Here is an 18,792-nt window from a genome sequence, read left to right as displayed (position 1 = left end):
CCGCAGCAGAGGCGCACAAGGACACCTAACGAGAATGAGCTCGAGGCCATGACACTGCATGATCCACACACATCCGGCAAGGGGTTGAAAGGCGACGAAGCCTCCGGTTCCGCCGGACGCCAGAAGACAGGCCGACTCCCGGCCCTCCGATGGGCTGAACTGCCCAAGCCCGTCGCGCTCCGCAAGATGCTCGGCCCGGGTGTCATCCTGGTCGCCGTCGGCATCGGTTCCGGCGAGTACATCTCCCACCCCTACATCACCAGCCAGGTGGGCCTTACCTTCCTGTGGGCGGCCGCCGTCGGATTGGGACTCCAGTACTTCATCAACACCGAAGTAGCCCGCTACACGTTGGCCACAGGCGAGACCGCGGTTACCGGGTTCACCCGCCTATGGCGCGGATGGGCACCCCTTTTTGTCATCATGACCGTCATTCCCTTCGCCTGGCCAGGCTGGATGAGCAGCGCTGCCACCATGGTGACCTTTACTGCTGGCGGGCAGGGTAATGTCCAATGGATCTCCATCGGTGGCCTCGTACTCATTGGTCTAGTACTGACGCTCTCCCCCATCGTTTACAAGACCGTCGAGCGCCTCGAGCTCCTCAAGGTGATCGCCATCCTCATCTTCGCCGTCGTCATTATCCTTTTCGTCATCGGATGGGAGCCGTGGGCCGCATTGCCCTCCGCCACCGCGCAGGGGGCATTCCGGATGCCCGACGGCATCTCGGCAGCATTCGTGGTCACGGCGATGGTGTTCGCAGGTGGCGGTGGAGCCCTGAACCTTACTGTCAGCAACTACATCAGGGACAAAGGCTGGGGCATGGGAGCTCACGCTCCGCGCATCGTCTCCCCCATCACTGGTCATGAGGAAGCCGGCTCCGGCACGGGAACCCAGTTCAAGATGACCCCGGAGAACACTGCCAACTGGAAGATCTGGTGGAAGAACGCGAAGACCGAGCAGTTCTGGTCGTTCTTCGTGATCGGGTTATTCACCATCGTGATCTTCTCCCTCCTGGCTTACCGGCTAATTCCCGTGGGCACCTACGAGGGCAAGGGCGACCTTTCCTTCATCCAACTTCAGGCAAGTGTGATTGGCGAGCAATTTGGCGGTGTCCTGCAGACTTTCTACCTGCTCATCGGCACTGTTGCCCTGATGTTCGCCAACCTGGCCGTAGTGGATATCGTCGCCCGCGTGGTGGCAGATGTCCTGGCAGTCAGCTACCTGCGTGAACACAAATTCTGGACCGAAGCCAAGATCTACTCGGTCTCCGTGTGGACCATGGTCGGTCTAGGCATCGTGATCCTGGGGGCCGGCGTAACCCAGCCGATTACCCTGCTGGCCATGGCCGCAATACTCAACTGCGGCGTCATGGTGGTGTACTGCGCCCTGCTCATCCAGGTCAACCGCAAGCTCCACAAGGTGGTCCGCATCAGCCGGCCACGCATGGTTGCCCTTGGTATCGCCGTGGTCTTCTACGCCGCCGTGGCCATCTTTACCACCATCACCCAGATTCAAGCCATCGCTGCCGCGTAGGCAAACACGAAGCAGCACCCCACCCCTCACCGAAAGGTTGCCACCATGAGCACCCCCAAGATCACGTTTGTTGGCGCTGGCGCCATTGGCCTGCCGATGGCCGTCCGCGCCGCGGCGGCAGGCACCGTCACCGTCGTCGACACTTCGCCTGAAAGGTTGGCCGAAGCACGCTCGCATGAGCTGGAAACGTCCGACTCATTGAGCGCGGCACCGGCCGCGGACGTGGTCTTGGTCATGGTGGCAACGGCGCAGCAGGCCGAGTCAGTCCTCTTTGGTCCGGGCGGCGTGTACGAAACCACCGCACCCACGGCTGTCGTCGCACTCCTTTCCACCATCGGCCCGGCCGCCATGGAGAAGATCGCAAGCAACCGGCCCAGTGATGGACCAACGCTGCTTGATATCCCCGTTACGGGTGGCATCCCTGGGGCGATTGCGGGCACGCTGACCCTCTTCTCCGGCGGTGACACCTCAGCGATCGAGCAGATCCGTCCCGTACTCGAAAGCATGGGCAACGTGGTGCTCGCAGGACCCAATCTGGCTGATGGCCAAGCGTACAAAATCGTGAATCAGCTCCTCGCCACCAGCCAACTCGTGGTGGCTGCCGAAGCATTGGCCTTCGCAGAGAAGCTCGGCTTGGATGCCGCCAAGGTGTTCGAGGCAGTCAAGGGTGGCGCGGGTGGATCGTGGATGCTCAGCAACTATGGCCCGCGGATGCTGACCGAAACCAAGGACATCGCCGCTCGGGTGGACATTTTCCTCAAGGACGCTGCGTTGGTGGGCGAAACGGCAACAGCAGCGGGCTACAAGAGCGAGATGATCGACGCTACCGTCGCAGTCCTGGAGAAGGCGGTGGACCAGGGCCTGGCTTCGGAAGACGCTTCTGCCGTGATCGACGTCTACCGCAAGGGCGCCTGAGGCCGCGGCGCACTGGACGTTTCAGCCTCGGCGAAGATCTTCGGGAACCGCTGGAACACCTGGACCTCCAGAACGCCGAAGTGGTGACACATTCCACGGGAGTCTCAGTTACCTTGCTCCTCACCCGTGAGCTGCCCGCTTTCCTGAATGGTGATACGTTAGTTGACACTTCAAGTAATAATTCAACGCGCAGCACAACCCGCATCAAGGAGATCATTGTGGCAGAAGCCCCTCTCGACCTAACCAAGACGGCCCTCCTTTTGGTGGACCTCCAGAATGACAATGCCCATGAAGACGGGGCCTTCGCCTCCTTTGGGGCCGCTGACCACGCCAAAGAGCAGAATCTCGTCGCCAATGTCAGCAATGTTGTTCGATGGGCGCGGGAACATTCCTTGCCGGTGATCCACAACCGGATCGTCTTTTATCCGGGCCACAACTTCGGCGGAACCAATGCTCCCATCTTCCAAATGATCGGGCCCGAGTCACTCAAGGTTGGCTCGTGGGGCGCTGATGCACTGCAGGGCCTGAAAGCCCTTCCCAACGAACCGGTCCTGACCCGCAACCGCATGAGCAGCTTCAACGGAACCGGCCTGGACGTCCTCCTCCGGAATGCCGGTGTCGACACCGTCATTGTGGTGGGCGTCTGGACCAACATGGCCGTTGAGCACACCATCCGGGATGCGGCGGATCATGGATTCCGAGCTGTCCTGGTGAAGGACGCGACGTCCAGCATCAACGCCGAATGGCACGAGGCCGCGCTTTCCTACGCGTTGACTAACATTGCCGAGTTCACGACCACAGAGGAGATCACGCAAGCGTCCTGACCAGCGCATGAAGGAGGCCGTCCGCCGGACTACCGGCGAACGGCCTCCTTTGCCATGCCGGGACCGCCTATTGATGCCTCTGAGTCATCAATAGGCGCCGAAATAGGTCTTGGACAGCAGTCAAAGGTGCTCAGTACTGTCGAAACCATCCATGAGGCACGAACAAAGGAGTCACCACATGGCAGGACGAGTAGACGGCAAGAGAATCCTCATCACTGGAGCTGGCAGCGGCATGGGCCGGGCAGTGGCCCGTAGCTTGGCAGCCGAAGGCGCCTCGCTGACCATCTTCGATCTCAATGCCGAAGCGGCCCATAAGGTCGCCCAGGAGATTGTGGCGGACGGAGGCAGGGCCATCGCAACTTCAGGCAATGTGGTTGAGCGCAAAGATGTTGCTGCCGCTGTCATGGCAGGAGTCGAAGAATTTGGCGGCCTGGATGTGATGTTCGCCATCGCGGGCATCATTCGCCCCATGCATTTTCTCGACGTGACGGAAGAGAACTGGCGAACCACCCTGGATGTCAATGGTTTAGGGTCCCTGATCTGCCAGCAGGAGGCCGCCAAGCAAATGATCGCGCAGGGAACCGGCGGAAAGTTGATCCTTACGTCCTCCATTGCCGGCCGCCAGGGTTACCCGAACTTCGCGCCGTATTGTGCAAGTAAATTCGCCGTCAATTCCCTCGTGCAGGCCGCAGCAAGGGGCCTGGCCGAACACGGCATCACCTGTAACGCCTTCGCCCCCGGCGTGGTGGACACGCCGCTCTGGCGCAAGCTGGACCTGGACATTATGGAACTGGGAGACACGAGTGCACCCGGTCAGGCATTCGAGGAGTTCTCGGGATCCATCCTCGCAGGACGGCCCGGTACGCCGGAAGATGTGACCGGGACGGCCCTCTACCTGGCTTCCTCCGACTCCGACTACATGACTGGCCAGGTTGTCATGATCGACGGCGGCATGGTGCTCGTCTAGCCGGACAGTCCCATAGAAGATGAAAGCAGCACCCCGGACAACCCGGGGTGCTGCTGTTTGTTGGGCCACCCTTTATTATTACCTCATCTGCATCAATAGGAAAGCGAATAAGTATTGGACCGATGGTAATCCAGCTGGGATGGTTGATGTATCGACAACGATCCCCTAGGAGAGCCTTGACGATCCACACCAGCCCCAGCGTTGCCGGGCCAAAGACGGCCCTGGACGACGCCCCGCAAGAACAGACGTTTCCCGCCGACATGTTCGGACGCATAGGCACCGGCCCGCTGTCGGGAATCCTCATAGCCGACTTCGGCCGGGTTTTGGCCGGTCCCTACTGCACCATGCTGCTGGCCGACATGGGAGCCACAGTGGTCAAGGTTGAAAGTCCCGACGGCGACGAAACCCGTGCCTGGAAGCCACCGGTTCGGGACGGAGAGTCCACGTATTACCTCTCCATCAACCGCAATAAGGGTTCCATCTCCTTGGATCTGCGGGATCCCGAGGACCAGAAAATCGCCTTGGATCTTGCCTGCCGGGCCGACGTCGTGGTGGAAAACTTCAAGCCAGGCGGCCTGGATCGCTTTGGGCTGGACTACCACTCGGTGGCCGCCACCAATCCAAACGTGATCTATGCATCCATCACGGGGTTCGGGACGGCCGGAGGCGCATCCCTCCCCGGATATGACCTTCTGGTGCAAGCGATGTCCGGCTTGATGAGCCTGACGGGATCACCGGACAGCCCGGCGTACCGCTCCGGTGTGGCAGTCTTTGACGTCATCACCGGGCTCCACGCAGCAATTGGTATCCTCGCCGCTCTGCACGAACGCGATCACAGTGGTAAAGGTCAGCGGATTGAAGTCAACCTGATGGCATCGGCATTGTCCGGAATGGTCAATCAGACTGCCGGATATCTCCTGAGTGGGACAGTTCCCGCCAGGCTGGGAAATGAACACCCGAGCATCTATCCGTACGAACCACTCATGACGGGCGATGGTGAGATCGTTATTGCCATCGGCAATGATCCCCAGTTCCGGAAGTTATGCCAAGCATTGGGACTTCCCCACGCGGCCGACGACCCCCGGTTCGCCGTAGCTCCGGATCGAAGCCTGAACCGGGAGGAACTCAGGCCCATGCTCCAAGCGGCCCTCGCCCGGAAGTCGTCAACGGAATGGTTCGACATCCTCACCGAATGCGGCCTCCCCTGTGCCCCCATTAATGACGTCCGGCAGGGCATCGACTTCGCGGAAAGAATAGGGCTGGACCCCGTGGTCACCATCGGCCGCGGCCCTGGGTCGATGCCTACAGTCCGCAATCCCATCACGTTCTCAGAGACTCCCGTCAGCTACGACCTGGCTCCGCCAGCCCACGACGCGGACAGGCAATCTGTTCTGTCCTGGCTTGCAGCGACGTCTCCGAAAACCACAGCCCACATTCCCAACGACCGCTGAACAGCTGGCCTGTCCGTCAAGAAAGGCGCAGAAATGACCGCCACCACAGATCGCAGAACATCCGAACGTACCACTGCAACCTCCGACTATTTCCTCCTGGATTCAGATCTGACCGCTGAGGAGATCGCCGTTCGGGACAAGGTCCGCGACTTCGCAGAGAACCGTGTTCTTCCGGTCATCAATGAATATTGGGAAAAAGCAGAGTTTCCGGATGAACTCCTGGAGCCGCTGGCCAAGCTGAACATCATCGGAACCATCATCCAGGGCTATGGCTGCCCGGGCATGAGCCGCAAAGCCGCAGGCATGGTGGCCCGTGAAATGGCTCGCGCCGACGGTAGCCTCAATACGTTCCTTGGCATTCACTCGAACCTGTGCATGGGCGCGCTCAACATTCTGGGCAGCGACGAACAGAAGGAAAAGTGGCTCCCTCCCTTGGCCAGGATCGCCAAGACAGGGGCTTTCGCCCTCACGGAACCGGATCATGGATCGGACTCTGTCGCGTTGGAGACCGAAGCCCGCCGCGATGGCGAGCACTGGGTCATCACCGGGCACAAGCGTTGGATTGGCAACGGCCACTGCGCCGATGTCATTGTGTTGTTCGCCCGGAACGCTGAGGACGGCAATGTTAACGCTTTCGTGGTGGATAAGGATGCCGACGGCAAATACCCGGCAGGATACTTTCCCACAGTCATCAGCGGAAAAGTAGGCAAACGGGCCATACTCCAAGCGGATATCGAGATACGCCAGATGCGCCTGCCCGCCGCCAACCGGCTGGAAGGCTGCCACTCCTTCAAGGATGTCTCCCGCGTCCTGCAGGCGACCCGCGGCGGCGCGGCCTGGGAGGCCGTCGGCCATGCCATGGCAGCCTTTGAGATTGCCGCTGACTACGCACGAACACGGCACCAGTTCGGAAAGCCCATCGGGTCATACCAATTGGTCCAGTCCCGGCTCGCCAACATGCTCAGCGAACTGACCACCATGCAATTGTTGTGCACGCGTATGGCAGAACTCGCCGACCGTGGGCAGTTGACGAACGCCCAAGCTTCCATGGTCAAGATGGCAACGTCCCAAAAGGGCAAGTGGATCTGCAATGAAGCCCGGGATCTGCTGGGCGGTAACGGCCTGCTTTTGGAAAATCACGTAGTCCGCCACATGACAGACATGGAAGTCGTCTCCACCTACGAGGGAACAGATTCGATGCAGGCCCTGATCGTCGGACGTGACATCACGGGCATTTCGGCCTTCAACTAGTCCCCACCTGACACCTTCACGAATGACGAAAGATTGGAATCAACCATGCCTGAGGCTTTTCTGATAGGTGGCGCCCGCACTCCTGTGGGCCGCTACGGCGGAGCCTTGTCCACTGTCCGCCCGGACGACCTTGCCGCACTCACCGTGCGGACCGTCGTCGAGCGCGCCGGCCTGGACCCGGCCGTCGTCGATGAAGTGATCCTCGGCAACGCCAACGGAGCCGGTGAGGAGAACCGGAACGTCGCCCGCATGTCGTGGCTGTTGGCGGGCTTCCCGGACAGTGTTCCAGGCATCACCGTCAACCGGCTGTGCGCGTCCGGACTGAGTGCGATCATCATGGCCAGCCACATGGTCAAAGCAGGGGCGGCCGACATTGTGGTTGCCGGAGGTGTGGAGTCCATGAGCCGGGCTCCCTGGGTGATGGAAAAGCCTGATAAAGCCTTCGCCAAGCCAGGAGTGGTGGTGGACACCTCCATTGGTTGGCGCTTCGTCAATCCGGCATTCGTTTCCGGCCCATTATCCCGTGAAGGTAAGACTTCCTTTTCCATGCCGGAAACGGCTGAGGAGGTTGCCCGCGTCTTTGGCACCTCACGCGATGACTGCGACGCGTTCGCCGTGCGTTCCCACGCGCGCGCCTTGGCCGCCATCGAGGCTGGCCGTTTTGATGACGAGATTATTCCCGTCACCATTACCGGCAGGAAGGGCGTCCAGGCAGTCGTCAGCATGGACGAGGGTCCGCGCCCCGGCACCATCATGGACGTACTCTCGGGCCTGCGGCCAGTAGTAAAGGGCGGTTCCGTCGTTACGGCAGGCAACGCCTCGTCTCTCAACGACGGCGCCTCCGCGATCATCGTTGCATCCGAAGCTGCCATTCAAAAATACGGTTTGACGCCCCGGGCGAGGTTTCTCGACGGCGGTTCAGCCGGCGTTGCGCCTGAGATCATGGGAATCGGGCCGGTTCCGGCAACCCGGAAGATCCTGGACCGCACCGGCCTGTCAGTGAGCGATCTCGGTGCAGTGGAACTCAACGAAGCCTTCGCATCACAGTCACTCGCCGTGATGCGCGAGCTCAAACTCGCTGAGGAAACGGTCAACTCCGACGGCGGTGCGATCGCCTTGGGTCATCCGCTCGGTTCGTCAGGTTCCCGCTTGGTGGTCACCCTCCTGGGACGCATGGAACGAGAGCTCGGGAGCGAGCAACGCAAGCTGGGGCTGGCAACCATGTGCGTCGGAGTCGGCCAAGGAACGGCACTCCTGGTGGAGGGAGTGTGATGACGGCTTCCACATCGACCGCGGAGGTCCAGAACACCTCAGGGTTCACCACATTGAACGTGGAGCAGGGAGACGATCGCTTGCATGTTCGCCTCCACCGCCCCGAAGTGCGCAATGCCATCGATGCAGCAATGGTCGAGGAACTGCATGCGGTATGTGCTGAACTTGAGTCGAACCCCAGGATGCTGATCTTGTCAGGAACCGCTGCCGATCCGTCGAGCGGGACGAAGGCAATATTCGCCTCGGGTGCCGACATCGCCCAACTACGCGCCCGTCGTCGTGATGACGCGTTGGCCGGCATCAACTCCTCACTTTTCAACCGCATTGCAGTCCTTCCCATGCCAGTCATTGCCGCCCTGGACGGCTTCGCTTTGGGCGGCGGCGCCGAACTGGCCTATGCCGCCGATTTTCGAATCGGCACTGCGGGCCTCCGCATGGGCAACCCGGAGACCGGACTGGGGATCCTGGCCGCCGCGGGTGCCACGTGGCGGCTCCGTGAACTGGTGGGTGAACCTCTCGCCAAGGAGATCCTGTTGGCCGGCCGCATCCTCACCGGCGAAGAATGCCTCGATGCCGGACTCATCACCCAACTCGTTGAACCGGATCACCTTATGGAGGCCGCCCACGCCCTTGCAGACCGTATAGCCCGTCAGGATGCCCTGGCAATACGGCTTACCAAGTCAGTGTTCCACGCCCCCAGGGAGGCCCATCCGCTGATCGATACCCTCGCGCAGGGAATCCTTTTTGAATCCCCTGCAAAATTTGATCTCATGCAACAGTTTTTGGACAGGAAGAAGTCATGACCGGCACAGATTCAATGATTCCGAACAACGTAGGAGTGTTGGGCGGCGGACGAATGGGCGCAGGCATCGCGCATGCCTTCCTCATCAAAGGCGCCGCAGTCACTGTGGTGGAACGCGATGCCGACGCCGCTCGTGCCGCCAGCGAGCGATTGGCAGCTTCCGTGGACGCGTCGTTCCAACGTGGTGCGGTCACCGGCGATCGGCAGGAAGTTCTCGGTAGGTTGAGCACCACCACGGATCACGGTTCCTTTGCTTCCTGTGGACTAGTGGTCGAAGCTGTGCCCGAGGACGCCGGACTCAAGACGTCGGCTTTAGTCGAGGTGGAACGCCATCTCTCCAGCGGGGCTTTCCTGGCAACCAATACGTCGTCGCTGTCGGTTAGTGGGCTCGCGAAGTCGTTGGTCAGGCCGGAGTCATTCCTGGGCCTTCACTTTTTCAACCCCGTGCCTGCATCCACGCTTATTGAGGTGGTAGTCGGTGACAAAACAGCGGCCGGCACCGTTGACGCTGCCCGGGCTTGGGTCGCCGGCCTGGACAAGACGGCCGTCGTAGTAAAAGACGCACCAGGCTTTGCATCGTCCCGACTGGGTGTCGCGATCGCCCTGGAGGCAATGCGCATGGTGGAAGAAGGCGTCGCGAGCGCTGAGGACATCGACAACGCCATGGTCCTTGGCTACAAACATCCCGTAGGCCCGCTGCGGACCACCGACATTGTTGGCCTCGACGTGCGCCTCGGCATTGCGGAGTACTTGGAGTCCACTCTGGGGCCCAGATTCGCTCCGCCGAAAATTCTCCGGGAGAAAGTCGCCGCCGGAGCGCTGGGCCGAAAGGCAGGCAAGGGATTTTACGAGTGGACGAACTAGTGTCACATTATTGCCCTTTTCCCTAACTCAACCGGAGCAGTGATACCTTCGAGACAATAATCGGAAGGAGTTCCACTGTGGAAATCAGCCAGCTCCGCGCCTTTCTTGCGGTCGCAGAGGAACTTCACTTTGGTCGGGCCGCGGAGCGGCTGCACATGGCACAGCCTCCCCTGAGCAGGATCATCAAGCAACTGGAGCGGGAGCTCGGAACCCGCCTGCTGGACCGGACCACCCGATCCGTGAAGCTGACATCCAGCGGTCAGGCGCTCATAGCACCGGCCTCTGAGGTACTGGAGGCCTTGCGCCGCGCCGAAGACGCCGTCCGGTCCGCGGACGACGGCGAGTCAGGCCTCGTGCGTATCGCTTTCGCAGGTGTATCCACTCACCCTCTCGTTGCCCGGTTAGCGCGGCTGGTACGTTCGCAGAGGCCGGGTATACAGCTGGAGCTTTCGAGCCAGAATTTTGCCCAACCGGCTATGTCGAAGCTCGTGCAAGGCGAGACCGATATCGCTTTTGGGCGCTGGGATGTCATTCCGGCCGACATAGCGTCCAAGGTTGTCATGCGGGATTCCCTGGTTATTGCACTTCCGGACACTCATCCCCTGGCCGGGTCGCGTCGCCTATCCATTTCGCGCCTGGCAACCGAAGGTTTCATCTCCTTGCCGGCATACGAAGGTGCCGTTCTCCCGGACAGGCTCCGCCGCCTTGCGCATGACAACGGCTTCATACCCACCATCATTCAAGTGGCACCGGATACCCAGACTGCATTGGCACTTGTCAGCGCCGAGGTGGGTTGTCATTTGACCTTGGGTTCTGTGGCAGGAAACGCCACCGATCCCCACGTGGTGTTTGTTCCGCTCGAAGATTCCACCACGGATGTGGACCTTCGTGCGGCATGGCGGCGGCAGGACCCAAATCCTGCACTAAGGGCAGTACTGGCCGAAGTCATGAACCTCGACGACATGACTGCCGCCTAGCCCGCGGGACCAAGGGCCCTAGATGGATCCTTCGCCGGCATCAAGCCCCAGTTGACGGAGCCGGCGGTACAGTGTGGTCCGCCCGATTCCAAGCAATTCCGCCGCTTCCGACTTGTTCCCGCCGGCTGCGTCCATAGCCCGGATGATGGCATCCCGCTCAGCCGACTCAATCAGGGACAAGTGGCGCCTCGGAGGGGCCTGCTGCAGATGCTTGGGCAGATGCTTGCGTTCGATCAGCGAAGCACTTACAGAGCCGAGCAATTGCGTGAGCGTCTGGACGAGTTCCGAGACATTGCCGGGCCAGTTCCATTGCACCAGAGACTGCAAGGCGGCCGGCGAGATGCTGTGTCTGGAATGCGGGTCAAGGTCATTAAGAATGCGAGTGACCAGCCCCGGAATTCGTTCGGGAGTGTCGCTCAACGCAGCTGTCTTTCTCTGCACGCCCAGCTCTTCGACGTAGGATGACATCGATGCGGAGGAACCGCTGGCGTGCGTCGTCAGGAACAGGACGCCCGCTGCCGGGGAAACACTGTGTCTGGCTCCCTGGCGCGAAACCACTCCTCTTAACGACAGCAGCTCGTCGTCGGCCAGGGACTCAGTTCGCCGAAGCAGAACGTCGCTGCCAGTTTCCAGGAGGCTTTCAACCGAGCTCCATGGCGTGGCGTCAGCCGACAGCACAAAAGTTTCCAGAGGGCCTGTCCTGCCCCATTCTGCCCGCAACTCACCCACAGTCGTGGTTCTTCCCGACCCTACAGGACCGTCAACAAGTGCCACCGCATCCCGTGGCGTCGTAAGGGCCGGTATGGAAACCAAGCCCAGAGCCGGCACCTGAGGAACCAACTCCTGGCGGAGGCTGGGTGTTTCGATTTCAGCGAAGTGAACGACAAAGTGACCACGGTGCCCGTCCGCGACCCTCCGGGCAGTAATCTCCAGATGCGTACCCTCAAGCTCGCGTCGGAGAGTTGCGCTGGACTGCCAGTCATGGGAGTTCAGGACCTCCCAGAGCATGACGTGGGAAGCCACACTGACGTACGGCAAGCCCGGAGTGTTGGCTAGTACGGATTCATGATCCAGGACAACTGTGGGCCGCTGCGAACTGGTGAATCTCATGAAGGACATGGCCAGGGCCAGATCCTGGGGTCTGGACGAAGCACGTAACCGCTCAGCGATCTGTTGGCTTATTTCCCGGGCAAGGGAAAGCATGATGGGGTTCGCTGCCTCCACCGGGCCACCCAAGGCAATGGACCCCACCACCAGTCCGGCAGGTGTGTAGATGGGTGCCGCGGCACATGCGTTCGCGGCCAATACGTCGCTGTAGTGCTGGCTTCCCTTGACGAAAAGCGGGCGCTTTTCCACCATTGATGTCCCCAAAGCGTTGGTGCCAATGGAGTCCTCGGAGTAGTCGAATCCTTCAGCAGCGTGCATGTTGTCCAAACGCCTGCGCTCGCTGCTATCGCTGGCACGCCGGTCAACAATGCTGCCGCCACGGTCACTCAGGAAAAGGGTAGTACCAGTGTCAGCCAACTGATGCTGCCATCGGTCAAGGACCGGAACCGCGGCACGGCCAAGCAGTGTGTCTGTATCCACTTCCCGGTAGCGCTGCGGCTCAGAGCTTTCGGCTGCACTGCTGATGGAACGGCGCCAGCTCCTGACTATGACGTCGGGAACATCATTGGCCTGATAGTCCCCTGTGAGTCCCACACGGATGAGTTTCTCTCGCGCTTCCCTCACTGGATCTGTCATCTGCGCACCTTTGCGATGTTGGTCAGTTCGCTCGAGAGTCTCGGATTATTGCGTTTGGGGTATCAAAACCGCCATTTCGAGCTAACTGGAAGTGTTCCATAGTGAAACACCGACTATGTTTTCGGCCACCAGAGACTGGTAACTACGAAGTGAATTATCTCACACCGCCCTATTAGTCGGAGGAGCACACACCATGGACAACGCCGTCCCCACCAAAGTCCAGGATCTTGACGCATTGGTCGTCGGAGCAGGATTCGGCGGCATCTACATGCTGCACAAGTTGCGTAACGAGCAGGGCCTCAACGCTGTGGCCATCGATCGTGCAGGAGGCGTCGGCGGGACCTGGTTCTGGAACAAGTACCCTGGCGCCCTGTCCGATTCAGAGAGTTTTGTCTACCAGTATTCGTTTGATCGGGACCTCTACAAGGACACCCCGTGGAAGACCAAGTTCGTTCCGCAGCGCGAAATTCTTGCCTACCTTAACGGCGTAGTGGACCGCTATGCGCTCCGGGAGCACATCCACCTCGAAACAGGCATGACCGAAGCAGAGTTTGACGAGTCCACGGGCACTTGGACAGTTCAGACCGACCGCGGAATCACCTACCGGTCCCGGTTCCTGGTCACCGGACTCGGTCTCCTTTCCGCTACCAACCTGCCAAAGTTTGTGGGAATGGACTCCTTCAAAGGCCGATTGGTACACACCGGGGCATGGCCCGAGGACCTCGACCTCGCAGGCAAGCGCGTCGGCGTGATCGGCAACGGTTCCACGGGCAATCAGGTGATAACCGCCACCGCTCCCATTGCCGCGCACTTGATCTCTTTCCAACGGACGCCTCAGTACAGCGTCCCCGCCGGCAACCGTCAACTGAGCGAACAGGAACTGCGAAACCACAAGGATAATTTCGACGCCAACTGGGACCAGGTACGGAACTCCAGCGTAGCCATGGGCTTCGTAGAGAGCAGCGTGCCTACCTTCAGCGTCTCCCCCGAAGAACGTGAACGGATCTACCAGCGGGCCTGGGAGGAGGGCGGCGGATTCAGGTTCATGTTTGAAACCTTCTCAGACATCGCTACAGATTCTGCGGCCAACGAAGAAGCCGCCAAGTTCATCCGCGCTAAGATCGCCGAAATCGTCAAGGACCCCGAAACCCGGCGGCACCTGACACCCACTGACCTCTACGCTCGGCGCCCCCTGTGCGACTCGGGCTTCTACGAAACGTTCAACCGGCCCAATGTCTCGCTGGTCAACGTCAAGGAGAATCCGATCTCACATGTTACGGAGGAAGGAATCGTCACTGCTGATGGAACACTCCACGAGATCGACGTCCTGATCTGCGCGACGGGTTTTGACGCTGTTGACGGTAACTATGTCCGCGTGAACATCCGGGGCCGTGACGGGGAAAGCCTGAAGGAGCACTGGGCCGATGGGCCCACCAGCTACCTCGGCATGGCCACCAGCGGTTTCCCCAACATGTTCATGATCCTCGGCCCCAACGGACCCTTCACCAACTTGCCGCCGTCGATCGAAACGCAGGTGGAGTGGATTGGGCAGACCATAAGCCACATCTCCAGCTCCAACATCGGCTGGCTCGACGTCAAGCCCGGTACCGAAACCGACTGGACGGACGTCTGCGCTGACATAGCCGATCAAACGCTCTTCCCCAAGGCAGCCTCCTGGATCTTCGGTGCCAATATCCCCGGCAAGAAGCGGACAGTCATGTTCTACCTGGGCGGCCTGAAGCAGTACCGGTCCATCCTCGCCGATGAAGCCTCAAGCGACTACCCGAGCTTCTTGACCGCCGCGGAAGCTCTGGAGCCAGCGGCCTGACCACCTTGGACACAGCGCCCGGGGCGGCTCCCCCGCCCCGGGCGCGTCCCTCATCACACGAAGGTTTCACCATGAAGAAATATGCAACAGTGGACCCCACGAGCGGTCAGGTGGTGCAGGAATTCGACACCATGACGGACGCGGACGTGGCTGATGCCTTGGCTCGCTCCGCCACTGCTTACCGGCGTTGGCAGTCCCAGGACCTGACCGAACGCCGTTCGCTGCTTCAGCGGATCGCTGACCTGCACAGACAGCACTCCGTGGAGCTGGCAAAACTTATGACGCTTGAGATGGGCAAGCCAATTTCACAGGCCAAAGCCGAAGTGGAATTGTCTGCTTCCATCTATGAGTACTACTCAAAAAACGGCGACGACCTGCTAGCGGACGAAGAGCTCAGCATCGCCGGAGCGGGGCGCGCACTGGTGCGCACGGCTTCGATAGGGCCCCTCCTTGGTGTTATGCCGTGGAATTTTCCGTACTACCAGGTTGCGCGATTTGTGGCGCCAAACCTTCTCCTGGGAAACACCATCTTGCTCAAGCACGCCAGCAACTGCCCGCAACAGGCGTTAAGTATTGCCGACCTCATTACAGCAGCAGGCGCCCCGGACGGTCTCTACCAGAATCTCTTTGCCACATCGGCGCAGATCGCCGATATCATTGCCAGCCCCTTGCTCCAAGGGGTGTCGCTGACCGGGTCCGAGAAAGCAGGAAGCGCAATTGGCGCCCTGGCTGGCCAGTACATGAAGAAATGCGTGCTGGAGCTGGGAGGTTCCGATCCGTTACTTGTACTGGCCGCAGCCGACATCAAGAAGGCCGCGAGTGCGGCGGCCTCCGGACGTTTCGGTAACGCCGGGCAGGCTTGCACCTCGTCCAAACGACTCATTGTGGAAGAGTCCGTATGGGATCCGTTTGTTGCCGCCTTCCTTGAAAAAGCAGCCGAATGGCAGGTCGGCGACCCCATGAGCGACGATACGCGCCTCGGACCCATGTCCTCCTATCAAGCACGCACGGAGCTGGCTGAGCAAGTGGACGACGCCATCGCAAAGGGGGCTACGGTCCACCAAGGCGGCGTTGTCCCTGACGGCCCCGGCGCCTACTACCCCGCTACTGTCCTATCGGGTGTGACACCGGATATGCGTGCTTACCGCGAAGAGTTGTTCGGTCCCGTTGCTGTCCTGTACCGGGTGGCATCAGTTGACGAAGCCATCGACTTGGCCAACGACTCCCCCTTCGGGCTTGGAAGCGCGGTGTTCACCGAGGACCAGGAATTGGCAGCCGATGCGGCCAACCGCCTTGAAGTGGGCATGGTGGGCATCAACACCACCATCAAGAGTGCACCGGATCTCCCATTCGGCGGCGTCAAGACGTCCGGCATTGGACGCGAGCTTGGCAAGTTCGGACTCAACGAGTTCGCGAACAAGAAACTCGTCCGCATTATCTAGTCACCAATCACGAAAAGGAGCACACATGCGTGCCGCCGTGTATTACGGGAAGAACAAGGTTGCCATAGAAGACGTCCCCGAGCCGTCACCAGGGCCGGGCGAAGTGAAAGTCAAAGTGAGCCGCAATGGCATTTGCGGTACGGATCTCCACGAGTACTACGACGGTCCCATCTTCATTCCACCCACTGAGCCCCATCCCCTGACCCATAAATGCTTGCCACTCACCTTGGGCCATGAATTCTCAGGCGTGATCACCGAAGTGGGTGCCGGCGTGACGGATGTGCGGGAGGGTGACCGCGTGACAGTTGAACCGATCTACCGCTGTGGCAAATGCCGTCCCTGCCGGACCGGCCATTACAACCTGTGCAACGTCATCGGCTTCCATGGATTGATGGCCGATGGCGGAATGGCCGAGTACACGGTGGTACCCCGCAACCAGATCCATCAGCTTCCTGACAGCATTTCCTTGGAGATGGGCGCCCTGGTCGAGCCGCTGTCGGTGGCCTATCACGCAGCAGTGATGGGCGAAGTCGATGATCAAAGCCGGGCACTGATTTATGGTGCCGGCCCCATCGGTATTGGGCTTTGGTTCGCTCTTCGAGGAATGGGACTGACCGAGATCGACGTCGTGGAGCCGTCCGAGATCCGCCGCAAGTCCATCGAGGCCCTTGGGGCACGCACGTTGGATCCCACCTCTGTCGACATTCCCGGCCTCATTGACGAGCGGACCAAGGGCGACGGCGTTGATGCCGCTTTCGACGCAGCTGGAGTAACGCCAGCGGTGGAGTCGGCCCTCGCATGCCTGGGCGAACGCCGCCCTCTGGTGAGCGTCGCAATTTACGACAAGCCCCTACCCACTCCCTTGATCCAGTTGGTACTGCGTGAACGACGGATCCAAGGAACCATCTGCTACACCAAAGACGACTACAAGGCGGTCATCGGCCTCATGGCAAAGGGACACTACGACACCACTGGTTGGGTGGAGGACGTATCGCTCAGTCGAGTCGTTGAAGACGGCTTTGAGCAACTCAAGGCCGGACAAAAGATGAAGCTGCTGGTGGACCCCAGCAGCTGATCAGTGCTTGAGGAATACTGACAAAAGAGTGTTTGTTGAAGATTCAACAAACACTCTTTTGCATAAAGATCAATAGGAGAGCGCATGAACACGCAAGACGTCCCACCAGCACCGGCTACTGAATCCATGACCAGCACACACGTCACCGCATCAGCGGGCTCAACCGATCCATCCGCGCCGCTGGTGGTGCTGCTCCACGGCAGAGGCTCGAATGAGCGCGAGATTCTTGGCCTGGCAGGGCACCTTCCCGAGGGACCCGCGTATGTAGCGCTCCGGGCGCCCATCGGCGAAGGCGGGGGCTACGCCTGGTTTGCCAACCGGGGAACCGGCCGGCCCATTGCAGGGTCCCTTGCGGCGGGGATGGAATGGTTCCACCGCTGGCTTGAAGACATTGCACCCGAAGGCCGTCCAGTGCTCGTCATCGGTTTCAGCGGCGGTGCCGCTTTCGCCGGCGGACTGGTCCTCGCAGAACCCCAGCGATTCGATGGGGCAGCCATTCTTTATGGAACGCTACCCTTCGATGCCGGCGTGCCAGTGACTCCGGAACGACTGTCCGGGCTCCCTGTCTTCGTGGCCCAAGGCGAACGCGACGGCGTTATCCCGGCAGAGCTGCTCAGCCGCACCTGGAACTATCTGCTGACAGAGTCCGCAGCAAACACCCGCTCACGCCGGGACCCAGGTGGACACCAGATCACCGCCGAGACCGTCGCCGAACTCAGCCACTGGATCCAGGACGTCACTGCTGCTGGAACAGCTTAGTGGCACGGCGTACATGAGAAGACCCAGCCGGTGAATACCGGCTGGGTCTTCTTCGCTTGGCTCAGAACCGCGGCTCAAAACCGGCGGTTCAGAAGACGATCACTGGCTTGATGGTCTTTCCACTCTTGGAGTCAGCAAACCCCTGGTTGATGTCCTCCAGCGAATAGTCGTCAATGAGCTTTTCAAACGGGAAGCGTCCTTCCTTCCACAGCTGAATCAGCCGCGGGATAAATACCTGCGGGACAGAGCTGCCCTGGACAACAGTCTTGAATGTCCACCCCTTCACCAGGGATGCTCCAATTTCGAAACTGACTTCAGTGCCGGGCTTGGCAGCACCCACCAACGCCACGGTGCCGCGGACGCCCAGCGCATCGGCGGCCTGGCGGAGCAATGCCGGAATTCCGGTAGTGTCCACCACATAGTCGACACCCTGCCCGGCAGTAATCTCCCGTAAACGATCCGCTATGTTTTCAGTGAGTGAATTGATCACATGCGTGGCACCAAGCTCGCGGGCCAGCTCCAGCCGCGAATCATGGATGTCCACGGCAACGATCGTGGCGCAGTCGGCTACCTTGGCCGCCATGACGGCAGCGCACCCTACAGCCCCGGTACCAAAGACCACCAGCGAGGATCCAATGTCTGGTTGGATCTCGTTGAGGACTGTCCCCGCTCCAGTGTTGATGCCGCAGCCCAGCGGCCCCAAGTGCTCCAAGGGGATGTCTTGATCAACCCGGACGATCGATTCCTCAACCACGTTCGCGTACGTCGCAAAGGATGACTGGCCGAAGAAGTGAGACGAGATCACCTCGCCATCCTTACTCAGTGACGTCTGGCCGTCCATCCTCCGCCCACCAAAGTCGACTGCCATCAAATTTTCACAGTAAGCCATTTGCCCATTGCGGCAGCGTTTGCAGTGTCCGCAATACGCGGCAGCCAGGACCACATGGTCCCCGGGAACGACGGACACGACAGAATCCCCAACGGCCTCGACAACACCGGCTCCCTCGTGCCCGAGGACTGCAGGGAGGGGCGTGGGGTAGACCCCATCACGAACCAGAACGTCGGTGTGACATATTCCGGTGGCAACCATGC

At 60.4% G+C, this 18,792-nt stretch carries 16 protein-coding genes; 14 read left to right on the top strand and 2 right to left on the bottom strand.

What is annotated here, in order from left to right:
- Positions 1 to 48 precede the first annotated feature (48 nt).
- The 10 genes from ACIQC5_RS23370 (at position 49) to ACIQC5_RS23325 (ending at position 10,853) form a co-directional block, all read left to right on the top strand.
- The gene (locus tag ACIQC5_RS23370) at positions 49 to 1,530 is read left to right on the top strand and encodes an Nramp family divalent metal transporter (protein WP_400287487.1); all 1,482 of its coding nucleotides are present in this window, start codon (positions 49 to 51) and stop codon (positions 1,528 to 1,530) included.
- A gap of 45 nt (positions 1,531 to 1,575) precedes the next feature.
- Positions 1,576 to 2,445: an NAD(P)-dependent oxidoreductase gene (locus ACIQC5_RS23365; protein ID WP_400287486.1), complete on the top strand. Its 870-nt coding sequence runs from the start codon at positions 1,576 to 1,578 to the stop codon at positions 2,443 to 2,445.
- 218 nt (positions 2,446 to 2,663) lie between these two features.
- Positions 2,664 to 3,269 carry a cysteine hydrolase family protein gene (locus ACIQC5_RS23360; protein ID WP_400287485.1) on the top strand — a complete coding sequence of 202 codons (606 nt, stop codon included), beginning with the start codon at positions 2,664 to 2,666 and terminating at the stop codon, positions 3,267 to 3,269.
- Positions 3,270 to 3,447: 178 nt separating this feature from the next.
- Positions 3,448 to 4,236: an SDR family oxidoreductase gene (locus ACIQC5_RS23355; RefSeq protein ID WP_400287484.1), complete on the top strand. Its 789-nt coding sequence runs from the start codon at positions 3,448 to 3,450 to the stop codon at positions 4,234 to 4,236.
- 176 nt (positions 4,237 to 4,412) lie between these two features.
- Positions 4,413 to 5,687: a CaiB/BaiF CoA transferase family protein gene (locus ACIQC5_RS23350; RefSeq protein WP_400287483.1), complete on the top strand. Its 1,275-nt coding sequence runs from the start codon at positions 4,413 to 4,415 to the stop codon at positions 5,685 to 5,687.
- Positions 5,688 to 5,720: 33 nt separating this feature from the next.
- Complete coding sequence (locus ACIQC5_RS23345) at positions 5,721 to 6,938, top strand: acyl-CoA dehydrogenase family protein (protein WP_400287482.1); 1,218 nt, start codon at positions 5,721 to 5,723, stop codon at positions 6,936 to 6,938.
- 45 nt (positions 6,939 to 6,983) lie between these two features.
- On the top strand, positions 6,984 to 8,210 hold the full coding sequence (locus ACIQC5_RS23340; RefSeq protein ID WP_400287481.1) for an acetyl-CoA C-acyltransferase: 1,227 nt from the start codon (positions 6,984 to 6,986) through the stop codon (positions 8,208 to 8,210).
- A complete protein-coding gene (locus ACIQC5_RS23335) occupies positions 8,210 to 9,013 on the top strand; it encodes an enoyl-CoA hydratase/isomerase family protein (protein WP_400287480.1) in 804 nt (267 codons plus the stop codon). The genes ACIQC5_RS23340 and ACIQC5_RS23335 overlap by 1 nt, the downstream gene beginning before the upstream one ends.
- Positions 9,010 to 9,876, top strand: a complete 867-nt coding sequence (locus ACIQC5_RS23330) for a 3-hydroxyacyl-CoA dehydrogenase family protein (RefSeq protein ID WP_400287479.1) — start codon at positions 9,010 to 9,012, stop codon at positions 9,874 to 9,876. Before ACIQC5_RS23335 ends, ACIQC5_RS23330 begins: the two co-directional genes overlap by 4 nt.
- A 77-nt stretch (positions 9,877 to 9,953) precedes the next feature.
- Positions 9,954 to 10,853, top strand: coding sequence for a LysR family transcriptional regulator (locus ACIQC5_RS23325; RefSeq protein ID WP_400287478.1), 900 nt, complete (start codon positions 9,954 to 9,956; stop codon positions 10,851 to 10,853).
- 18 nt (positions 10,854 to 10,871) lie between these two features.
- Here ACIQC5_RS23325 and ACIQC5_RS23320 read toward each other — a convergent pair whose 3' ends face one another.
- Positions 10,872 to 12,596: a helix-turn-helix domain-containing protein gene (locus tag ACIQC5_RS23320; RefSeq protein WP_400287477.1), complete on the bottom strand. Its 1,725-nt coding sequence runs from the start codon at positions 12,594 to 12,596 to the stop codon at positions 10,872 to 10,874.
- Positions 12,597 to 12,789: 193 nt separating this feature from the next.
- Here ACIQC5_RS23320 and ACIQC5_RS23315 point away from each other — a divergent pair, with 193 nt between their 5' ends.
- The 4 genes from ACIQC5_RS23315 (at position 12,790) to ACIQC5_RS23300 (ending at position 17,700) form a co-directional block, all read left to right on the top strand.
- Positions 12,790 to 14,424, top strand: coding sequence for a flavin-containing monooxygenase (locus ACIQC5_RS23315; protein ID WP_400287476.1), 1,635 nt, complete (start codon positions 12,790 to 12,792; stop codon positions 14,422 to 14,424).
- A gap of 71 nt (positions 14,425 to 14,495) precedes the next feature.
- Positions 14,496 to 15,866: an NAD-dependent succinate-semialdehyde dehydrogenase gene (locus ACIQC5_RS23310; protein ID WP_400287475.1), complete on the top strand. Its 1,371-nt coding sequence runs from the start codon at positions 14,496 to 14,498 to the stop codon at positions 15,864 to 15,866.
- Positions 15,867 to 15,891: 25 nt separating this feature from the next.
- Complete coding sequence (locus ACIQC5_RS23305; protein WP_400287474.1) at positions 15,892 to 16,941, top strand: 2,3-butanediol dehydrogenase; 1,050 nt, start codon at positions 15,892 to 15,894, stop codon at positions 16,939 to 16,941.
- Positions 16,942 to 17,025: 84 nt separating this feature from the next.
- Complete coding sequence (locus ACIQC5_RS23300; protein ID WP_400287473.1) at positions 17,026 to 17,700, top strand: alpha/beta hydrolase; 675 nt, start codon at positions 17,026 to 17,028, stop codon at positions 17,698 to 17,700.
- A gap of 88 nt (positions 17,701 to 17,788) precedes the next feature.
- Here the strand turns inward: ACIQC5_RS23300 and ACIQC5_RS23295 are convergent, their stop codons facing one another.
- Positions 17,789 to 18,790, bottom strand: a complete 1,002-nt coding sequence (locus tag ACIQC5_RS23295) for an NAD(P)-dependent alcohol dehydrogenase (RefSeq protein ID WP_400287500.1) — start codon at positions 18,788 to 18,790, stop codon at positions 17,789 to 17,791.
- Positions 18,791 to 18,792: the final 2 nt, after the last annotated feature.

The sequence above is a fragment of the Paenarthrobacter sp. NPDC092416 genome, from assembly GCF_044755025.1.
Classification (GTDB): domain Bacteria; phylum Actinomycetota; class Actinomycetes; order Actinomycetales; family Micrococcaceae; genus Arthrobacter.
This window is presented reverse-complemented; position numbering and strand designations above follow the sequence as displayed.